Consider the following 21730-nt stretch of genomic DNA (forward strand, 5'->3'; position numbering starts at 1 on the left):
CCACCCATAAGTGCAGTCATTTCCTCAATGCGTTCTAAAGGAAATGACGGCTGTGATAATGAATTGCCCATTCTCCTGTCTTTCGTACCCATACGCCTACCGGCTCCATAATTCCTCCGCAATCAGCTTCTCTATCGCCGGGTTCAATATCTAAATGTAAGCTGCTCAGGCAGTTCGGGCAGTGATTCCTATGACCGCTTCCGGCTCCTGCAGATACTACAAGTCTGCCGCATACCTTACAGGTAAAGCTATCTTTACAGCTATGCGTTTTATAATATCCTTTTTCAAATTGTTTTCTTTTGTTTTCTCGATTCATAACTACTCCTTTAAGGACAGAGTTGGGGTGAAAAAAAGACGCATATGTTTTTGCAGCGCATCACGATATTTCTGTGTAAGCGCTAGATATTGCTTCTGTTCTTCATCTGTCCATTCATTCCAGATTCTATTTTCAATTTCAAATATGGGACGAATCTTTTCTTCTGAAATTTTTTGTCCCTTTTCGGTTAAACAAACAATGGTATTTCGTCCATGTCCTTGTTCCAGGCACACGATTCCGTTTTTTTTCAAATTTTGGATCGCGGAATTGATTGTCTGACGGCTGATACCAGTCAGTTTGCTTATTTCACTTTGAAGACATTTATCTCCTTTTTCACAAATGACATATAAAATATTCAAAACACTATCTGAAAGTCCCATTCTAACCGCTATTTCATGGTAGAGAGAATTAATTTCTCCGGATAAATGCGTATATTCTGCCGCGCTTAAATAGTGCATATATATTCATCTCCTTGTCCGATTTCGTACATATATTATATCCGATTTCGTACATATGTCAACCTCATTTTTAGGAGTATAAGACTATCCAAGAATTTTTCTGAAAACCCATTTTCATAAATTTCCCCAAAATACACGTATCGAATGAGAAATGTCGTTGTTATATCCAGCGATTATTGAAGCTTTAAAAGAATTTATTATGAGAAAAATTGTGAAAAAATAAACAATAAACATAAAATATCAGAAAAATAAATAGGAATTAAAAAAGAGTAGAAAAATATTGACCTTGCCCTTACGGCAAACTGTAGAATTTCACTTAAGAGAAAACATAGCTGGGGAATACAAAAAAGGAGGTACATATGTTTCGTATTGGTCAATTAGCAGGAATCTATAAAATTTCAGGAAAGACACTTCGGTATTACGACGAATTAGGGTTGCTGAAACCTCAGTATGTGGATCAGATGACAGGATATCGTTATTATACATCCTCCCAGATTCCAGTACTAAACGAGATATTTCTATTAAAGGAAATGGGCTTATCCCTGAAAGAGATTGCATATCTGATGCAGAGAGAGGAGGAAAAGGATAACACAGTATTAAAAGGGGTTCTCGATTTAAAACAGATGGAGCTGGACAGACAGATTCAGGAATTGAACCAGAAAAAACAGATGATTGCACTCTTGAAAAAGAAGCTGGACGGAGAAGGAAAAATAGAAATCTCCGGGCTGAATGTAGGAACAAAGAAAATCGGAAAGATGAAGGTGGCAAGTCTTGAAGCGACGATCAGCGCTTATTCTACGCAGGATTCTTTGTGGAGTGAGCTTTTAGAGTTTTTGAATCAGTCCAGAATAAAGACAGGGACAGAGAGGTACACGATTTACTATGATTCTGTATTTAAAGGCGACGATATTCAGGTGGAAATCCAGAAAAGAGTATTGACGGATTTCAAAGGAAACGAAAGAATCCGGTGCAAAGAGGTGGATGCTCTTGACCAGGTGGCCTACTTACTGCATACGGGGGAACATGAAAGTGTCATCAATTCTTATGAAGCGATTCTGACATGGATAGAAGAGAATCACTATGAAATTACGGGAAATATTCGTGAGGAGTTTCATATGGATGACTTTATGACAAGTAATCCAGAAGAATTTGTAACAGAAATCCAGATACCAATTCAGAAAATAAAGAATGTGAAATGATGAAGCGAGCGATATTGAAGTGAAGGGAGATGTTTTTTGTGAAATATATTGACTTGACAAGAGAAATTAACAATAGCACACAGGTCTGCCCGTGCGACAGGGTTCCGGTGGTAGAAAATTATACAACGACAGAAAAAGAAGGGGTAAACGTAAAATTTATGAAGATGGGTACCCATACAGCTACTCATATCGATGCTCCACATCATTATTACAGAGAAGGAAAAACATTAAATGATTTTCCGGTGGAATATTTTTTAGGAAAGGGAATTGTGCTGGATTTCAGCGACAGAGGAGAAAAATACGCCATCACAAAAGAAGATATTATGGCATATGCCGAACCTCTTAAAAAGGTTGCGTTCGCAATTTTAAATACCGGCTGGGAGAAATATTACGGTACGTGGGATTTCTTTAAACATCCTTATTTGACAGAGGAAGCGGCCAAAGCACTTGTGGATCTGGGGATTCGGATTGTAGGGACAGACGGAAGCTCGGCGGACGCCGCGTTTGGATTTTCCACTGCACAGAGAGTGGAGAATCCTACATTCGAAGAAATACTGGAGAATATGGACAGAGAAAATGTGAGAAATGAAGCGCACCATATGTTGCTTGGAAACGAGACTCTGATTGTGGAATATCTCTGTAATCTGGAGGCTCTGCCGAAAGAAGAAGCTTTTTATTCCTTCCTTCCTTTGAAAATTCTAGAGGCAGACGGCTCACCGGTGCGTGCGATTGCGATGGTGGAAAAATCCTAGAAGAATGTGAGTAATAAGGAGGGTAATTTATGGGTAATACGACAAATGCAAGTGAAGAATATACCACAAAGCAGCTGCGGCGGGTGTTAGGGAAGAAAGAACTGATTTCGATGGGGATCGGGCAGATTATCGGATCCGGTGTCTTTTCCCTGACCGGAGTTGCAATCGGATATACAGGGCGTTCCGTTATTTTTGCATTTTTATTCGGGGCGTTGTTTTCACTGGCTGTAACAATACCAAGCATCTTTGCGGGAAGCGCGGTACGTTTACGCGGAGGTCAGTATACAATGGCAAGCCTTTTGCTGGGAGAGAAATTTTCCGGTTTTTATATCATTATCTACATAGTCGGAAATATTTCTATTGGTATGTATGCGTTATCGCTGGCAGACTATCTGCTGGCGCTCGTCCCGGGAATTCCGCGAGTTCCTCTGGCTGTGGCTGCGCTGACTTTATTTTTTGTAATCAATCTGTTTGGAGTAAAGGATGCGGCGATTGTACAGAATGTCATGGTGATTGTTCTGGCAGTTGCGTTAGGTGTGTTTGCAGCGGTGGGCGTATTTAATATCGAACCAGGATATTTTACAAACCCAGAGCCGCCATTGTTCGTAGGCGGATGGAAAGGCTTCTGTATGGCGGCGATTTTCACTTCCTTTGCGACAACAGGTGGAGGAAATCTGGTTAACTTTTCAGGTGAGTGTAAGAATCCTACGAAAGACCTGCCATTTGCAATTGTACTGTCAACACTGGTTGTAACTGCGCTGTACACAATCATCGGTTTTGTGGCGGCAGGCGTTCTTCCGGTAGAAGAAGTGATGTATCAGTCTCTCGCGGTAGCGGCGAAAGAATTCCTTCCGGGCCCGCTGTACGTATTTTTCGTAACCGGCGGTGCGCTTCTTGCTTTGTCCACCACGCTGAACGCTACATTTGGCTGGGTGACGAAGCCGGTACTGCAGGCGAGTGTAGACGGCTGGTTCCCGAAGAAGCTGGGCGTAATCAATAAAAAGTATGGTACTCCGCATTTACTGCTGATTTTATTCTATATTGTAGGCTTGATTCCGGTTATCAGTGGCCTGGATATTGAACGTATCGCGAATATGTCCATGATTCTGATGAATGTTACTACCTTCCTCGTTGTGGTTGCTACCGCACGCTTGCCGAAGATTCTGCCGGAGGCATGGGAGAAATCTACGTTTAAGATTCCAAAAGGTGCGTTGAAGGCAATCTGTTACTTCTGCGGGGCGTTGTTAATTTTCCAGAATTGGCTGCTGATTGAAGACAATACACCGGAAATTATAATCGGCAACATTATTCTGCTGGTACTGACATTTGTTTTCATGGTGGTTCGTTATAAATCCGGAAAAGTGAAGGTGGAAATCAGCTATGAGACAGAGGAAGACGGGGAATAAAGAAAGGATATGAAAAAATAGTATGGAAGAAAAGCTGACATTGGAATATGCAAGAGAACTGGACAAAAAAGATGTTCTTGCAAGGTATAAGGAAGAATTCTATCTGCCATCCTATTTATATTATGAAGCAAATGGGCTGGGGCCTATGTCCCGACGTTCAGAGGCAACCCTTTTAAGGGTTGCCTCTGAATGGAAAGAGCAGCTTGTCGCAGGATGGTTTAGCGGAAAAATCCCATGGTTTTACTATCCAGAACGCATTGCGGCAATGGAACGGGACTTGGTAGGGGCAGTGGACAAGGAACTGATCATTAATGGAACGACTACGACGAATATACACTGTGCGCTGGCTTCTTTTTACAGGCCGCAGGGAAAGCGGACAAAAATCTTGTGCGACAGGCAGATTTTTTCTTCTGATAAATATGCAGTAGACGGACAGATCCGGTTAAAGGGAATGGATCCGGAGGCAGAGCTGATACTGGGAGGCGGAGAGGAGCTGCTGCTGGACGAAGAGAAAATTGTGGAGGCAATGACACCGGAGGTTGCTCTGGTATTCTTAGGCTCTGTCATACATTCGACAGGGCAGATTCTGGATATGGAGTATCTTACAGAGGAAGCACATAAAAGAGGTATCCCGATTGGATTTGATCTAAGTCATTCGGCGGGAGTAGTGCCCCATAAACTGCATGACTGGAAGGTGGATTTTGCAGTATGGTGCAATTACAAGTATCTAAACGGAGGTCTGGGATGTCCGGCGACTTTGTTTATACATGAATCAAATTTCAGTGTATATCCGGCTATGCCCGGTTGGCATGGATATAAGAAATCGCTTCAGTTTAAAAAGCTGCCGGAATTTGAGCCTGAAACAGGGGCAGGGGGATGGCAGCATGGTTCTCCTATGATCCTCAATATAGCTCCTCTGGAGGGGGCCCTCGAGATGATACAGGAAGCGGGGATAGATAAGATACGTAGAAAATCACTGGAAATGACAGGATTTTTTATGGAGCTTGTAAAAGAAAAGCTTATGCCGCTGGGAGTACAGATTATCACTCCAGAAGAAGCGAAACGCAGAGGCGGGCATGTCACAATCGCGCATATCGCGTCGGAGGAGATGACAGAATTTTTGGACAGCGGTTCTCATATAACAAAAGAATTAAAGGAAGCCGTAGAGAAAAAAATAAAAAGTGAAAAAAGACCAGACGCGTCAAACCAGGTCAGAATTGCTTTTTCTCCGTTGTTCACCAGCTTTGCAGACGTGTGGCAGACGGCGGAGAATCTGTATGGACTTCTAAAAAATAAAGATTGACTTTCCCCCGAAGGGGAGGCTGTATAATGAACCCAGAAAAGTTAAAGGAGGTAATCCACAATTATGAAAGAATTGAAAGATGTCTGCTATTGGGATAAAAAGGCAAAAGAGCAGGCGGACAAACTTTCCAGACCGGTTTATGAAGTGAGGATAGAAAAAGACAGACCGATTGTGATGAAAGATGATGTAAGACTCTACTGTGATGTATACAGACCGGACGATACAGAACGCCATCCGGTACTTATAGGATTCTCACCCTTTGGAAAGACGGCACAGGAGACAGGCAGAAGAAGAGACCCCATTGGGCTGGGAAAGTTTATGTACGAACAAGGGATAGAAATCGCGGGAATTGATTATTTTGCACAGCGCGGTTATATTGTGGTTGTAGTAAACCCGAGAGGGATTGGAAATTCAGAAGGGATCTGGACAGGGGTGTTAAGCCGGCAGGATCAGACAGACTGCGTAGAGGTGATCCGCTGGGCAGGACATTATCTCTCTGATGGAAATGTAGGTATGCTCGGGTGCGGTTATGCGGGAAAAATACAGCCGCTTGTCGCAGCAATGGAGCCTCCATATTTGAAGGCAATCATGCCAGTAGATGTCATAGACGATATGTATATGGACTGTTATCCGGGAGGAATTTTAAGCGATATTAATTATCCTCTGTGCAGTTATATTCCGCATACCAATACCGTTTCAGAGGCGGAAATGGAGAATTCTCCGGAAAAGCTAAAGGAAATGCTTGCTGCGGCGAGAAAACAGCCGGAGATCGCGACGAACTCTTATTATTACCGCGGGTTGGACAGTTTTCCACCGCGCCATTATACATGGAATATTGACATTATGCTTCATCCATACAAGAGCGAGTGGTGGGACAGAAGGAGCTTTGGAGACAGGAAAGTGAGGATTCCGGTTTATATCGTAGGTATCTTTTATGAGTATGGGGCCTCTACGGTGTCTGCTTATGATATTTTCAATAAGCTGGATACAGATGTACCGAAGAAGCTTCTGATGATCGATCCGGCAACAAAGAAAACGTCCCCGTATGACAATCCGGTTCCAGAAGAGCTTCGCTGGTATGATTACTGGCTGAAAGGCATTGACACAGGACTCATGGAAGAGCCGCCGATTAAGACGCTGGTTATGGGAGAAGAGAAATACCGTTACGACACCCAATGGCCGGCAAAGGAGACAGAGTACCAGAAATTTTATTTAAAGAAAAACAACAGCCTGGATACAAATAAGGCAGAGGCGGACGGTGTGGATACGATCCGGCACATACCGCCTACCCAGGTATCACAGATGCCGGAGGAAGTCCCTGCACTTACGTATACTTCCGAACCGTTTACAGAAGACACAGAAATGGCGGGACCTGTGACGGGCTGCCTATATGCTGCAATTGATATAGAGGACGCACATCTGGCTTTAAAGCTATGGGATAAAGACAGCAAAACAGGGTACCGTACATTACTTTCCTGTGGGTATCTGAAGTGCTCACATAGAAAAATAGACGAGAATACAAGTACACCGCACAGGCCAAAACACGATCATACACAGGAAGAACAGGTAATACCGGGAAAAGTATATGAATATATATTCGAAATGGCGCCGATCGATAATATGTATAAGGCCGGACACTGTGTGGAAGTAGAATTCAAGACGATGGATCAGCAATATTTTGATTTCAACGAGATGGCAAGCCTGCCGCGACTCTATACATCAGGACGTGTGGCAGGGCCTCACCCACTGGCAAAGGAAGTAAATTTTGAGATTCATCTGGGGCAGGATACGGCGTCCTGGATCGAGCTGCCAGTTGTAAACGGCAAAAAAGACTGGATTGAATAAAGGAGGGGTGTTTGTGATGGAAATGAAAGACAAATTAGATATTGTAGGTCTAGAGAAAAAACCGGCATATTGGGATAACCGGTATATGGACGGTATAGAGAAGATGACGCCCAGAAAATATGAAGTAAAAAAGGAAGAGGACGTAATAATGGAAGTACGGGACGGCACCCGATTAGCAGTAGACATCTATCGTCCGGATACAGAGGAAGAGGTGAAATTTCCAGGTTTGGTTGCGTTTTCTGCATACGGAAAATCTATCCAGACACTGGAACGTACTTCTATGCAGTTTAAGACAGTGCTGTTTGACCATACGATTGAGGCAGGGGATATTTATGAGTATGTGCGGCATGGCTATATTGTTGTTGTTCCAGATCCCAGAGGAATCGGAAAATCAGAGGGGGCATGGGACGGCCTGTATGGACGGCAGGAACAGGAGGACTGTTATGATGTGATTGAATGGACTGCACAGCTCCCTTACTGTAATGGCAATATCGGTATGATAGGGATTTCTTATTTTTCTATTTTACAGCCGGTAGTGGCAGCTTTGCAGCCGCCGCATCTAAAGGCAATTATGATGGTAGAGGTAGTGGATAATATGTACCATCACAACTATCCGGGAGGCGTGTTTGTAAACCGTTCCTTTATGTATACAGATTTCTGCCCGGATGTCAATTCTATGTCCACAGCGGAGAGAACGTATACGACAGAGGAGTTAAAGACACGTATTCAAAAACGCCTTGCCGATCCGGATATCAATCACAGCGCGCTCTACTCAGGAATTTTGAGCTGCTTCCCGCCGCGGAATCAGACGTATTTCTTTGATATTCTTCTGCATGATGATGACAGTGACTTCTGGAGAGAACGTTCGATTCAAAGCCATCCAGAGGATATCAAAGTGCCTATGTATCTGATTTCAGAATACTATGAGCTGGGGAGATTTTCACAGGGGCCATTTTTCCTGTTTACCCACGGAGACATGTCGGTTCCGCGAAAACTGGCGGCGCCGGAAGAACATGACGCCTTACACTTGCCGCATAGGATTATGACGCCGGAATACCTGCGCTGGTATGACTACTGGCTCAAGGGGATTGACACAGGAATCATGGACGAACCGCCGATGAAGCTTCTCGTACGGGGAATTAATAAATTCCGTTATGAGAAGGAATGGCCGCTTGCGCGTACCAACTGGACGAAATATTATCTGCGGGACGGCGGACTTCTTTCTACAGAAAAAGAAAAGGACGAACACGTGCCGCCTACAATTCTTCAACATAAGAGTCCTTACAAAGATGGCTCCAATGAGACGTACGCAGTGCCGAATGTTGTATTTAGAACGCCTGTGCTCACAGAAGATGTGGAAGTGACCGGCCCGATTGTCATGCATTTAAAATGTGCGATCGATAAGACGGACGCGAATTTTACTATCATGCTCAATGATGTTCCGCCGGAAGGCGAAGGCAGACCTTTAAATCTGGTGACTGGAAACTTGCGGGCTTCTCACAGGGGACTGGAAAAGAAAGAATTAAAGCCATGGGAATTTAACAACGACCATACAAGAAAAGTTCCGGTAACGCCGGGAGAAATCAATGAGTATACAATTGAAGTGATGAATACGTCCAATGTATTTAAGAAGGGGCACCGGATTGAGGTTGAGATCAAGAATTATGACGCAAATCCGTATCATTGGATGGTACAGCTTCCAAACAGCGAGGATATCGAATATCAGATACATGTGGATGCGGTACATGACTCGTATATTTATCTGCCGATTATCCCATATTCTGACGAAGAACAATGGATTCAGTAGGAGGGAATACATGCGCGTAGGATGTGTCAGAGAAATTAAGAAGCAGGAATATCGGGTGGGATTGACACCCGGCAACGTAAAAGATTATATCCATGCAGGACATGAGGTATATATAGAAAAAGACGCGGGAGTCGGTTCCGGATTTTCTACAGCGGAATATGTAAAAGCAGGGGCAAAAATACTGGATACGGCAAAAGAAGTGTGGGATATTTCCGAAATGATAGTAAAGGTAAAAGAGCCGTTAAAAGAGGAGTATGCATATTTTCATAAAGATTTGATTTTGTATACGTATCTGCACCTTGCCGCAGATCGCGATCTGCTGGATGCGATGCTCACAAGCGGCGTTAAGGGCGTTGCGTATGAGACACTGGAGGAAAACGGCAGTCTGCCGCTACTCGCGCCCATGAGTCAGATTGCAGGACGGTTAAGCGTTCAGGAAGGTGCAAAGTACCTGGAGAAACCATTTGGAGGAGAAGGAGTACTTTTGGCGGGCGTTCCGGGAACACCAAAGGCAGAGGTAGTCATCATAGGAGCCGGTTCAGTAGGGACAAATGCGTGCAAGATAGCGGTCGGCATGGGAGCGAATGTAACGATGCTGGATGTAAATCTTGCCCGTCTTGCCTACCTGGATGATATTTTCGGCGCCAGAATCCAGACATTAATGAGCACAGATGCAATGATAGAAGAGGCAGTTTCAAAGGCAGATCTGGTAATCGGGGCGGTATTGATTCCTGGAAAGGCAGCTCCTAAGCTGATGAAGAAAGCCTACTTAAAATATATGAAGCCAGGCAGTGTGATTGTAGATGTAGCTGTGGATCAGGGCGGCTGCTGTGAGACGACGAAGGTGACCTACCATGACGATCCGATTTATGTAGTGGACAATGTAGTGCATTACTGCGTAGGAAATATGCCGGGAGCAGTGCCGCGCACCTCAACCATTGCATTGACAAATGCAACATTAAGGTATGGACTGCTTATCGCAGAAAACGGGTTGGAAGAGGCATGCAGAAAATATCCGGTTCTCTATTCCGCTGTAAATACCTATGCCGGAAAGATAACGTATGAAAATGTAGCGCTTAGCTTTGGACTGGACTATACGGACATTCAAAGTGTATGCTGATTTTTGTAGCAAACAAACCGACCGATACACAAAAACCGTTTAAAGACAGTGGAACACTTACGGTAAAACGCAGAAAAGAAAACAAATAAAATACAATTTTATGAAAGAGCAGGGTTACAGCTGCGAGAAAAGGGAGATACACATTCTTTGTGCAATCTCCCTTACTCTTTTTCTCAAGGTTTATTCAAGTATGCTAAATATCTTGGAGGAACATTGGAAGAAACTCTAAACCCTGTATAATAGAATTTCCCGTTGAAGGAGAGGTACTGCCTGCAGGTGGAAAATGGAATGTTTATAGTACAGGATTTGCTTGACAGCGGGAAGAGTCTGTCATAAGATAAAAAAGTGTTTTAAATTGGCATATAAATAAGAAAGGGTATATGTGTATATTTAAAGAGGGAGAAACAAGATGAAAAGAGAAAAGTTTGGATCCCGGCTGGGATTTATCTTGATTTCAGCAGGATGTGCAATCGGGCTGGGGAATGTCTGGCGCTTTCCTTATATTACGGGACAGTATGGCGGCGCGGCATTTGTGCTGATTTACCTGTTCTTTTTGTTGATTCTGGGACTGCCTATTATGGTAATGGAATTTTCGGTGGGACGTGCGGGACAGTCCAGTATTGCTCTTGCATTTAACAAGCTGGAACCAGCGGGTACAAAGTGGCATTGGTATAAATATTTTGGAATGGCAGGAAACTACCTGTTGATGATGTTTTATACCACAATCGGCGGATGGATGATTTTGTATCTGATTAAGATGGCGTCGGGGCAGTTTGCAGGGCTAAATGTAAGCGAAGTTGAGATGGTTTTTGATGAAATGAAAGCGCAGCCTGTAACTATGACTGTATTTATGATTTTAGTCGTTGCACTCTGCTTTGGAATCTGCTGTATGGGGCTGCAAAAAGGTGTGGAAAAAATTACAAAAGGAATGATGCTGCTTTTGCTCGTTCTGATGATTATCCTTGCGGTTCGTTCCATTACGCTCGAAGGTGCAGGCGCAGGGTTGGAATTCTACCTGTTCCCAGACTTTGGAAAAGTGAAGGAAAATGGGATCATGGAGGTAGTATTTGCCGCGATGGGACAATCCTTCTTTACATTGAGCCTCGGGATTGGCGCGATTGCGATTTTCGGCAGTTATATTGACAGAAGCCGCAGCCTTACAGGAGAGGCGGTCTGTGTGACGATACTGGATACATGTGTGGCATTGATTGCAGGACTTATTATTTTTCCAGCAAGCTTTGCTTTTGGGGTGAATCCAGACAGTGGGCCGAATCTGATTTTTATTACTCTTCCCAATATTTTTAACTCTATGGCGGGCGGAAGAATATGGGGAAGCATCTTCTTTCTGTGTATGTTTTTTGCAGCGGCATCTACGATTATAGCAGTGTTTGAAAATATTATTTCGTTTGCGATGGATTTAACTGGCTGCAGCAGAAAGAAAGCAGTGCTTGTGAATTTTATAGTGATTCTTGTCTTGTCAATGCCCTGTGTGCTTGGATATAATGTATTAAGTGGGGTATCGCCGCTAGGTGAAGGTAAGACAATACTGGATTTTGAGGATTTTATTGTGAGTAACAATCTGCTTCCGCTGGGAAGCTTGGTATATGTTTTATTTTGTACAAGCAGATATGGCTGGGGATGGAAGCAGTTTCTGGCTGAGGCGGACAGCGGTGTGGGATTGAAGTTCCCGAAATGGGCGCGTGCTTATGTTTCTTTTGTACTGCCACTCATTGTACTGTTTATTTTCGTACAGGGGTACTGGTCTTTGCTGCATTAAGAAAGAGCAGCTGTACAGGAGAGTGAAAAGGAAAGAGGAGAAGGTGAAGAGATGGAGGAAGGACATACGCATGTGCATTCCGAAGGATATGAGAAGGCAATTATAAACCGGCTTTCCCGTTCCATAGGGCATTTAGAATCCATCAAGCGGATGGTAGAGAACGGCAAAGACTGCAGCGAAGTGCTGATACAGCTTGCAGCAGTGAAAGCGGCAGTCAATAATACAGGAAAAGAAATTTTAAAAGAGCATTTGGAACACTGCATTGTAGATGCAATTGAGCATGGAGACATGGAAAGTGTAGAGAAGCTGAACAAGGCGATTGATATTTTTATCAAGTAAAGGAGAGATTACGGTTATGGGCGGATTTTTTGGTGTTGCTTCAAAAAAGAACTGTACGTTGGAATTGTTTTACGGAGTGGATTATCATTCTCATCTTGGTACAAGAAGAGGGGGAATGGCTCTATATGGAGAAGATGGGTTTCAAAGAGCAATTCATAATATTGAAAACTCACCGTTTCGTACAAAATTTGAAAAAGATGTAGATGAATTGAGGGGGCATCTTGGAATTGGATGTATTTCTGACTATGAACCTCAGCCGCTTCTAATCCAATCTCATCTGGGAAGCTTTGCGATCACAACGGTGGGAAAGATTAATAACCAGGAAGAATTGCTTAAGATGGTGTATAAGGATGGACATTCCCATTTCCAGGAGATGAGTGGCGGAAAAATCAATGCTACAGAATTGATTGCCTCCTTGATCTGTAAGGCAGACAGTATTGTAAATGGGATCCGGTATGTCCAGAGCCTGGTCGACGGCTCCATGACAATTTTGCTGATGACGGAAAAAGGACTGTACGCGGCGCGTGACAAGTATGGCAGGACACCGGTAGTTATCGGGAAAAAAGAAGACGGCTACTGTGTTTCCTTTGAAAATTTTGCATATATCAATCTCGGCTATCTGGATTATAAAGAGCTGGGGCCGGCTGAAATTGTCTACATAACGCCAGATGGAACGGAGACGGTCGGCGCTGCGGGAGAGGATATGAGAATCTGTTCTTTCCTGTGGGTGTATTATGGCTATCCTACATCTGCGTATGAAGGCGTCAATGTAGAAGAGATGCGGTATAAGTGTGGAAGTATGCTGGCAAAAAGAGACAAAGGAAGTGTTTCGCCGGATATCGTCGCAGGTGTGCCGGATTCGGGAATTGCTCATGCGATTGGGTATGCCAACGAATCCGGAATCCCATATGCAAGACCTTTTATCAAGTACACGCCGACATGGCCGCGATCCTTTATGCCGACCAACCAGAGCCAGCGTGAGCTGATTGCGCGTATGAAATTAATACCGGTGCAGGCGTTAATTAAGAATAAGAAACTGCTTTTAATCGATGATTCTATTGTAAGAGGAACACAACTGCGCGAGACAACGGAATTTCTCTACCAGAGTGGAGCTAAGGAAGTGCACGTTCGTCCTGCATGTCCGCCGCTGCTGTATGGATGTAAATATTTGAATTTTTCACGTTCTAAGTCAGAGCTGGATTTGATTACAAGGCGGATTATTAAGGAAAGGGAAGAGAAGGTAACACCGGAAATACTAGAGGAATATGCAGATCCATGTAGTCAGAAATATGATGAAATGGTAGAGGAGGTAAGGTGCCGTCAGAATTTTACAACACTGCGCTATCACAGATTGGATGATCTGATTGCCTCTATTGGGCTGTCTCCATGTAAATTGTGTACTTACTGCTTTGACGGAAAAGAATAGGAAAATAGAAAAAGAAAGATTTAAGTGCAGGGCTGAATCAGCTTTGCACTTTTTTTCTGTTAAAAACTGTTTTTACAGATATAACGTTTGTTGACGGCATGCTTAGAAGACGCTATAATTAAAAAATATGGTGTTGGAAGAAATTTCCAATAATATATCAGGTTTTATATCTGTCAGGGGGGCATACAGACAGGAGGAAGGCAGTATTGATACGTGAATATTTGCAGAAGAACGTGTATGAGGCTTTGCAGGACAGACTGAAATTAATCTTTGAAGATTTCGACAATATCTATGTCTCTTTTTCGGGAGGAAAGGACAGCGGACTTTTATTAAATCTTGTCTTAGATTATCAGAAGAAATATTATCCTCAGAAGAAGCTAGGAGTGTTTCATCAGGACTTTGAGGCACAATATACAGTTACAACAGAATATATAGAAAGAACCTTCGAGAGAATTAAGGAGGAGGTGGAACCTTACTGGGTCTGTCTGCCTATGGCGACAAGAACAGCATTGAGCAGTTATGAAATGTACTGGTATCCATGGGATGACACCAAGAAAGACATCTGGGTGAGAGATATGCCGAAGAAAGAATATGTCATTCATCTGGAGCATAACCCTATGATAACCTACAGATATAGAATGCATCAGGAGGATCTCGCAAAACAGTTCGGAAGATGGTACAGACTCTCTCATGGAAACAAAAAGACGGTATGTCTGCTGGGAATGAGGGCGGACGAATCCCTGCAGAGATACAGCGGTTTTTTGAATAAGAAATACGGATATAAAGGAGAGTGCTGGATCAGCAAGCAGTTCAAAGATGTCTGGTGCGCTTCCCCTCTGTATGACTGGTCATTAAGGGATGTCTGGCATGCGAACTATTTGTTTGGATATGACTATAATGCCCTGTATGATCTGTACTACAAGGCCGGATTGAAGGTGTCACAGATGAGAGTGGCATCGCCGTTTAATGATTACTCAAAGGATGCGCTGAATATGTATCGGGTGATAGATCCTGAGATATGGACAAAGCTGGTCGGAAGAGTACAAGGAGCAAATTTCGCATCTATATACGGAAAAACAAAAGCAATGGCTTACCGGAGCATTACGCTGCCGGAGGGACATACATGGAAGAGCTATACACAGTTTCTGCTGGATACACTTCCTACTCGTCTGCGAAACAATTATATAAAAAAATTCAGCGCTTCTATTAAGTTCTGGCATGAAACAGGGGGAGGGCTGGATGAAGAAGTGATTCAGGAATTGGAGGAACATGGATACCAGATCCGCAGAAACGGAGTATCTAATTATACATTGAATCACAAATCACGTATTGTATTTGTCGGAAAAATACCAGATCATACGGACGATATAAAATCTACAAAGGATATACCAAGCTGGAAAAGGATGTGTTATTGCATTTTGAAAAACGATCATATCTGTCGGTTTATGGGATTTGGAATGACAAGAAAACAGCAGAAGCGTATAGATATTATACGAAATAAATACAGAAGCATTGAGGAGATAGAATATGGAGTATAAAAGTCCTGTATATAACATTATAGCTGTGCCGGTAGAGAAAATAAAACCCAATACATACAATCCAAACAAGGTAGCTCCTCCGGAGATGAAACTTCTGTATGAAAGCATCAAGGAGGACGGATATACGATGCCGGTGGTCTGTTATCACGCGAAAGAACAGGATGTCTATGTTCTTGTGGATGGTTTCCACCGCTATCGGGTCATACTGGAGTATCCGGATATTTATGAGAGAGAGAAGGGAATGCTTCCGGTATCTGTAATTGACAAACCTCTTGCGCAGAGAATGGCGAGTACGATACGGCACAATAGAGCGCGCGGCAGCCATGATGTAGATCTGATGAGCAACATCGTAAAAGAACTGCATGAGCTGGGGCGTTCCGACGCATGGATTTCCAGACATCTTGGAATGGAACGAGATGAAATATTGAGACTAAAACAGATTACTGGGTTGGCAGCACTCTTTAAGGATGTAAAATTTGGAAAAGCATGGCTGCCGACAGAAGAGGGCGAAGAATGAAAGAGACTATCATTATTAAATGAGATTTGAAGCAGATATTTCTCCTGTGCTAAGAAACACAGATTATTGAAAGAAGGTAACAGCTGATAAGATAATTGGCAGCTGCCGTATTAGAAGAGTTAAGTGAAACACATGTAGTAGAGGAGACATGGATAAATATGTTAAATACAAACAGAAAAAATATTGAACGGCACATTAAGACACACTCGGAACATTCTGCAGAAGATCAGGCGGCTGTATCGATTTTGAAAACCTTTTTGAGATCAAATGGTAAAATAAACACAAATTTTTCGTGTGGTGATAAATGGCCAAATACAGATGGAACACTTGAGTTTGTCTCGAATCCCTGTGTTTCAAGGAGACCGGAACAGAATTTTTTTGTTCAGATTAAAGGAACCCATAAGTACAGTGAAAAAGATGGGGAAATCAAATATTCACTAAAAAGTCTTTCCTTTCCAGCATTTATGTGCTGTGGAGGTACTTATGATCCCGGAATTCTATTTGTCGTAATTAACCCTGATGAACGCGGAAGCGAGAGGGTATTCTGGAAATACATGTCCGCAGATTTTCTTCATTCAATTGATTTTAGTAAAGACAGTGCTACGATTTGTTTTACAGCGGATGAGGAGATAAAAAATTTAGATGAAAGTGTCGATGAGTTCTGTGTCAAACTTGCAGATATTAAAAATCATCATTCTTTCGTGGCGCGTCTGGATGATAGCGATTACTCAAAAGAGGATATTCTTAATATTATAAAAGAATGTGACAGGCAAATTACAGAATGTATTGAAAGAATAGAAATCTATGATGAAACCCGGGATGATGTATCGAGAAGAATGCTGACGCGTTTAGAGGATATAAGTGTGGCTGCGCTTTTACTCAATACATTAAATATGGGATACAAAGAGGCAAGTATCCGTTTAGCATGGGAACGTTCCTTGTTAAGTATAGAAACAAAATATCTCGGGATGTTTTATAAAGCATTGGAATATATCGGATATAGAATTCCTGGGGAGGGGCAGTCGGAGCGTCTGATGCTTAAATATTATGATTTCCTCTGGCAGATTAGACAATCTTTTTGGAAGAATAATAGGTTAGTTATATTACATAACTTGGAGAAGTTCCCCCTCTGTATGGACAGTACGGATTATGAATACTATAAGTTGATAGCCGCAGCGGTTGATTCTGCTGATAAAAGTCCCAGAGTAGTAGAATCCTCAAGATTTTATATACAGAAAAAAACACCATTTTTTGTTGGAAAAGAAAGATATTACGAGATTACTTTACAGTTGGCAGGAGTCTATGCTACGAAATATAATAGGATAACTGCCTATACAAGAGAAAATCTTTCGACAAATTATGCTGTTCAAATAAGCTATGTAGACGCGACAATCAACTTATGGAATATACCTTCCAAAATAAAAGTTATTACAAACTGGAAAGTGTCGATAGATCCAGTATGCTTAAATAAACTTGCCAAAATACTTGAAATCTCAATGAGGCTGAGTGCGAATTATCGTGAGTACACAGAACTGATGAAGTTTCTTACAAGAACGGGTATCAATTTTCTTGATTTAATAGATTTGAAAGAAATTGAGTTTCATACGTTAATTGATTCGATATATGCACAAACAAACACTTCTGAGTTTAAAGAGGTTTTGCTGAAATTAAAAGAGGATTATTCAGAAGGATCATGCAGGCCAGGGCGGAATATAATTAGATATTTGCTGCTGAATCTGCGGGAAGAAACAATAGAAAATGTATTGCCTACAAAATATAGACCACATTGTTTACGCGACTGTCCTACTTTGTCGGCAAGGTGTTATCCGTTTGAAAAGAACCCGTTTATATCTAATTTGGCAGGCAGTAAAACGAGTGAAGAAAATCACATCCGGCGCGTTGTAAGAGTAACGGGATACGACAGAATGGAAGTAGTGCGCCCATATTTACTGGTTAGAAATGCGATAAAACAAACAGGAGAAATATACTTTGAAACAGAATCAATTGCGCAAACAGATGAAATCAATTCTTATAACGCGCAGCTGGATTCGTGGGAATGTGATCAAGGGTACAGGATAAAACAAGAAAAAGGATTTGTTGGTATAGAACATTATGAAAAAACTACAATTAACATTTTGAAAATTCTTATTGAGTTTTCGCGAAATGGAAATAAAGGGCAAAAACAATATAATAAAAGTTTTATAAGTCAGGGAGGAATCGGTTATGCGGGTGATCCATTGAAAATACAGGCCGTAGAAGAAGCTTTTGTCAATTCTCGTCTTCTATTGATTTATGGAGCTGCGGGAACTGGGAAGACAACGCTTATTAACTATATTTCAAACTTGGCAGGTGGTAAGCGTAAATTATTTCTTACAAAAACGCATACTGCACTGCAAAACTTAAAAAGGCGTATTACGAATCCGGGAGCAGGAAGTGAGTTTTTAAGTATTGATAGTTTTACAAAAAAAGTGACTCTTTCGGAATATGATATTATTTTTATTGATGAATGTAGCACAATTGATAATCGAATAATGGAGGTGTTTCTTAAGAAATTAAAACCGGATACCTTCTTAGTTTTGGCTGGGGACATTTATCAGATTGAATCCATTGATTTTGGTAATTGGTTTTTTTATTCAAAAGATATAATTAAAACTCCCGGTGCTAAAATAGAATTACTTAATACCTGGCGTACAGAAGACGAAGCGTTGATTAGCCTTTGGGATGCGGTAAGAAAGAGGGATTCTCTAATTACAGAAAAACTTGTTATTGATGGTCCTTTTTCGGAAAATATAGGACAGAACGTATTAGAAAAAGAAGAAGAGGACGAAGTTATACTTTGTCTTAATTATGATGGAAAATTTGGCCTGAATAATATGAATAATTATTTTCAGACTGCAAATAAAAAGGGAGAGGCGGTATTTTGGAAGGAGTGGAGTTATAAGCCGGGAGATCCTATACTTTTTAATGAGACAAAACGGTTTCCTGTTTTGCATAATAATTTGAAAGGGCGCATTGTAAATATTTTCAAATATCAAGATAAGATTACATTTACCGTGGACGTAGATATGAATCTGACAGAGATGGAGTGTAAGAGAGAAGAGTTGGAATTTATTGAGGCACTGGAAAATTCAACCCGTATACAACTTACAATATATGATTATGAAAGCAATGATGTTACACAGGATGAAGAACTTGCCCGAATGAGAACAGTGATTCCGTTTCAGCTTGCTTATGCAGTTTCCATTCATAAAGCGCAAGGTCTGGAATATGATTCTGTTAAGGTAATTATTCCGAATAGTAATTCGGAGAAAATAACGCATGGGATTTTTTATACAGCAATTACACGTGCAAAGAAAAGGTTAAAAATTTATTGGAGTGCAGAAACAATGAATAAAATAGTTAAAAGCTTTTCAGTGGACGAAACAAAACGTAGAAGTCTGGAAATTGTAAGGTCAAAGTTAGGATTGTAAGATAAATGAAAACAGTATAGATACCCCCATATAGTTTTTACTTTAGAATAGTATGGGGGCATCTTAAATTTGCTGCAGATTTTAAAACCTTTTCCTACACCATTTTTCCAGCAGAGCAATCCCCTGATACAGTACCATTGCGATAATACACAGAAGCACAATAGACATCAGCAGCCAATCTAGCTTAAAGACTTGGCTGGAGTAGATAATCAGATAACCAAGCCCATTTCTGGCGGCCAAAAATTCTCCAATAACGACACCTACCAGGCAAAGTCCGATATTGACCTTCATATTACTGATTATGACAGGGATAGAACCTGGCAGTATGACTTTGGAAAGTACATGTCGCTTTGTGCCGCGCAGCGTGTAAATCAGTTTGATTTTTTCTTCGTCAATAGAAGTAAAGCTGGTATATAAGTTTAATATGCTTCCAAAAATTGCTACGGACATTCCAGCGACGATGATCGTCGTCTCATTTGCGCCCAACCATACGATAAGAAGAGGAGCGAGGGCGGACTTGGGAAGGCTGTTTAATACGACGAGATAGGGGTCAAGTATTTCAGATAATTTACGACTGTACCAGAGTATTACAGCAATTAAGATACTGAAAAATGTAACCAGCAGAAAGCTTACGATAATTTCGTACAAGGTAACGCCGATATGGAGGAAGATTGTTTTATCGATCACCATTTCCCAAAAACATTCTGCCACTCTGGAGGGGCTGCTGAAGATGAAGGAATCGATCAGTCCTGTATTAGCAGTAATTTCCCAGAGAAGGAGAAAGAGAATTAGAATCAGAACACGGGAGATAATGACAATACGGTGGTGCCTGCGCAGGCGGCGTAGATATAATTGTTGTCCTTTGGAAAATTCATTCATATGCCTTTAACTCCTTCCATATAATATTGAAATAGTTCTTGAATTCCGGCGCGTTTCGTCTCTCCATTGGAGTATCCTTTTCGAGGGAAAATGTAATGGGCAGTATTTTTACAATGGTTGCAGGGCGCCGGCTTAAAATGACAATACGATCTGCAAGGCTGACTGCCTCGGACAGATCGTGAGTGACAAGCAGTGCTGTTTTTCCTGAACTGCGTATAATCTGTCCTATATCATCGCTGACAGAAAGCCGAGTTTGATAATCTAAGGCGGAAAATGGTTCGTCAAGAAGCAGAAGCTCCGGTTCTAAAATAAGTGTTCGGATAAGGGCAGCACGCTGTCTCATTCCTCCAGACAAGTCAGAAGGCTTTGCATTACGAAAATTTTTAAGGCCGTACTGTTCCAGAAGAGCGTCTGCCTTTTTACGGGTTTGAGCATTTACTTTGTGCTGGATTTCGAGACCGAGCAGAATATTGCGATAAACGCTGCGCCATTCAAAAAGATGATCGTGTTGCAGCATATAGCCGACATTGACCGTGCTTTCATCTAATGTTTTTCCACAGATGGTAATTTCTCCTTTTTCTGGTTTTAAGAGACCCGCTATCAGAGAGAGCAGTGTGGATTTTCCACATCCGGATGGGCCGACAATGGCGGTGAATTCCCCAGAACTGACTGAGAAAGATATATCAGAGAGTGCTTTTGTTTCTCCTTCATAACTGTGATAAGCATAATTTATTTTGGATAATTTTAAGATTGCGTCCATAACATCACTCCAGTCGACAGATATATAGTTAGTTTATGAAGAAAATAAATATAGGTGCATAGCGTTCAAATATGGTATACTGTATATAAATATAGGCACAAGGCTTACAAAAGGTACGTTTTTGTGCCAGCATCAGGAAAAGTACAGGAGTTAGTTATATGAACGTACAGAGGATTAATTATCAGAAAGAGCTGGAGAAAATACTGGATAGATTGGAAAGAGAGAAAAGGGTGCCGAAGCTTCTGCTGCATAGCTGCTGTGCACCATGCAGCAGCTATGTGCTGGAATACCTGTCAGAGCATTTTGAGATTACTGTGTATTACTATAATCCCAATATCTATCCGGAGAGCGAGTACACAAAGCGGCTTTTGGAACAGCAAACGCTGATTTCAGAGATGTCGTTTAAATATCCGGTCTCTTTTTTAGCAGGAAGATATGATAAGGAAAAATTTGACGAAATAGCGGCGGGCTTAGAGCATATTCGAGAGGGCGGTGAGAGGTGCTTTAAGTGCTATGAGCTTCGTCTCGCACAGACAGCAGAGACAGCACGAAAGGGTGGATTTGACTACTTTACTACGACCTTGAGCATCAGCCCTATGAAAAATGCGCAGAAGCTAAATGAAATTGGCAAAGAAGTCGGAGAAAGGTACGGAATTCCCTATCTTTGTTCTGATTTTAAGAAAAGGAACGGTTACAAACGTTCTATTGAATTGTCAGGAGAGTATGGGCTGTACAGACAGGATTACTGTGGATGTCAATTTTCTTATGAAAGTAGGAAAAATAAGGAGAATATAAAGTAAAAATAAAGAAAATATAAA

18 protein-coding genes are annotated in these 21730 nt (G+C 41.8%); 14 read left to right on the forward strand and 4 right to left on the reverse strand.

All coding sequences use genetic code 11. The features are described 5' to 3' along the window. Nucleotides 1-34: 34 nt before the first annotated feature. Nucleotides 35-316 (reverse strand): RNHCP domain-containing protein, encoded by a 282-nt coding sequence (locus tag ACZ5C4_RS06385; RefSeq protein ID WP_464520254.1) that lies wholly within the window; start codon nt 314-316, stop codon nt 35-37. A 2-nt stretch (nt 317-318) separates the two neighbouring features. Continuing rightward, a complete protein-coding gene (locus tag ACZ5C4_RS06390) occupies nt 319-774 on the reverse strand; it encodes a MarR family winged helix-turn-helix transcriptional regulator (protein ID WP_464520255.1) in 456 nt (151 codons plus the stop codon). Between the two features lie 359 nt (nt 775-1133). Between ACZ5C4_RS06390 and ACZ5C4_RS06395 the strand changes: the two genes are divergently transcribed. The 13 genes from ACZ5C4_RS06395 (at nt 1134) to ACZ5C4_RS06455 (ending at nt 19273) form a co-directional block, all read left to right on the forward strand. Next, entirely contained in the window at nt 1134-1973 is an 840-nt protein-coding gene (locus ACZ5C4_RS06395; protein ID WP_186875174.1) for a MerR family transcriptional regulator, read from the forward strand. 38 nt (nt 1974-2011) lie between these two features. Then, nucleotides 2012-2725: a cyclase family protein gene (locus ACZ5C4_RS06400; protein WP_464520256.1), complete on the forward strand. Its 714-nt coding sequence runs from the start codon at nt 2012-2014 to the stop codon at nt 2723-2725. A gap of 29 nt (nt 2726-2754) precedes the next feature. Then, the gene (locus ACZ5C4_RS06405; RefSeq protein ID WP_464520257.1) at nt 2755-4131 is read left to right on the forward strand and encodes an APC family permease; all 1377 of its coding nucleotides are present in this window, start codon (nt 2755-2757) and stop codon (nt 4129-4131) included. A 22-nt stretch (nt 4132-4153) separates the two neighbouring features. Next, nucleotides 4154-5434 (forward strand): kynureninase, encoded by a 1281-nt coding sequence (gene kynU, locus ACZ5C4_RS06410; RefSeq protein ID WP_464520258.1) that lies wholly within the window; start codon nt 4154-4156, stop codon nt 5432-5434. A gap of 63 nt (nt 5435-5497) precedes the next feature. Next, nucleotides 5498-7279, forward strand: a complete 1782-nt coding sequence (locus tag ACZ5C4_RS06415) for a CocE/NonD family hydrolase (RefSeq protein WP_464520259.1) — start codon at nt 5498-5500, stop codon at nt 7277-7279. A 16-nt stretch (nt 7280-7295) separates the two neighbouring features. After that, nucleotides 7296-9086, forward strand: a complete 1791-nt coding sequence (locus ACZ5C4_RS06420; RefSeq protein ID WP_243207145.1) for a CocE/NonD family hydrolase — start codon at nt 7296-7298, stop codon at nt 9084-9086. Between the two features lie 10 nt (nt 9087-9096). Beyond that, nucleotides 9097-10206 carry an alanine dehydrogenase gene (ald, locus tag ACZ5C4_RS06425; protein WP_464520260.1) on the forward strand — a complete coding sequence of 370 codons (1110 nt, stop codon included), beginning with the start codon at nt 9097-9099 and terminating at the stop codon, nt 10204-10206. 409 nt (nt 10207-10615) lie between these two features. Then, entirely contained in the window at nt 10616-11983 is a 1368-nt protein-coding gene (locus ACZ5C4_RS06430; protein WP_464520261.1) for a sodium-dependent transporter, read from the forward strand. A 51-nt stretch (nt 11984-12034) separates the two neighbouring features. Beyond that, nucleotides 12035-12322 (forward strand): metal-sensing transcriptional repressor, encoded by a 288-nt coding sequence (locus tag ACZ5C4_RS06435; protein ID WP_464520262.1) that lies wholly within the window; start codon nt 12035-12037, stop codon nt 12320-12322. A gap of 16 nt (nt 12323-12338) precedes the next feature. Then, the gene (locus ACZ5C4_RS06440; RefSeq protein WP_464520263.1) at nt 12339-13748 is read left to right on the forward strand and encodes an amidophosphoribosyltransferase; all 1410 of its coding nucleotides are present in this window, start codon (nt 12339-12341) and stop codon (nt 13746-13748) included. A 206-nt stretch (nt 13749-13954) separates the two neighbouring features. Next, nucleotides 13955-15286 carry a phosphoadenosine phosphosulfate reductase gene (locus ACZ5C4_RS06445; protein ID WP_464520264.1) on the forward strand — a complete coding sequence of 444 codons (1332 nt, stop codon included), beginning with the start codon at nt 13955-13957 and terminating at the stop codon, nt 15284-15286. Further along, complete coding sequence (locus tag ACZ5C4_RS06450; RefSeq protein ID WP_464520265.1) at nt 15276-15803, forward strand: IbrB-like domain-containing protein; 528 nt, start codon at nt 15276-15278, stop codon at nt 15801-15803. Before ACZ5C4_RS06445 ends, ACZ5C4_RS06450 begins: the two co-directional genes overlap by 11 nt. A gap of 158 nt (nt 15804-15961) precedes the next feature. Continuing rightward, nucleotides 15962-19273: an ATP-dependent DNA helicase gene (locus ACZ5C4_RS06455; RefSeq protein WP_464520267.1), complete on the forward strand. Its 3312-nt coding sequence runs from the start codon at nt 15962-15964 to the stop codon at nt 19271-19273. A gap of 81 nt (nt 19274-19354) precedes the next feature. On the opposite strand, the gene ACZ5C4_RS06460 is transcribed toward ACZ5C4_RS06455, so the two are convergent. Together ACZ5C4_RS06460 and ACZ5C4_RS06465 are read right to left on the reverse strand one after the other, a co-directional pair. Then, nucleotides 19355-20152 (reverse strand): ABC transporter permease, encoded by a 798-nt coding sequence (locus tag ACZ5C4_RS06460; protein ID WP_464520268.1) that lies wholly within the window; start codon nt 20150-20152, stop codon nt 19355-19357. After that, nucleotides 20145-20912: an ABC transporter ATP-binding protein gene (locus ACZ5C4_RS06465; RefSeq protein WP_464520269.1), complete on the reverse strand. Its 768-nt coding sequence runs from the start codon at nt 20910-20912 to the stop codon at nt 20145-20147. The genes ACZ5C4_RS06460 and ACZ5C4_RS06465 overlap by 8 nt, the downstream gene beginning before the upstream one ends. A gap of 158 nt (nt 20913-21070) precedes the next feature. Here ACZ5C4_RS06465 and ACZ5C4_RS06470 point away from each other — a divergent pair, with 158 nt between their 5' ends. After that, the gene (locus ACZ5C4_RS06470; protein WP_186875159.1) at nt 21071-21712 is read left to right on the forward strand and encodes an epoxyqueuosine reductase QueH; all 642 of its coding nucleotides are present in this window, start codon (nt 21071-21073) and stop codon (nt 21710-21712) included. Nucleotides 21713-21730 lie beyond the last annotated feature (18 nt).

The organism is Mediterraneibacter flintii (assembly GCF_055387595.1).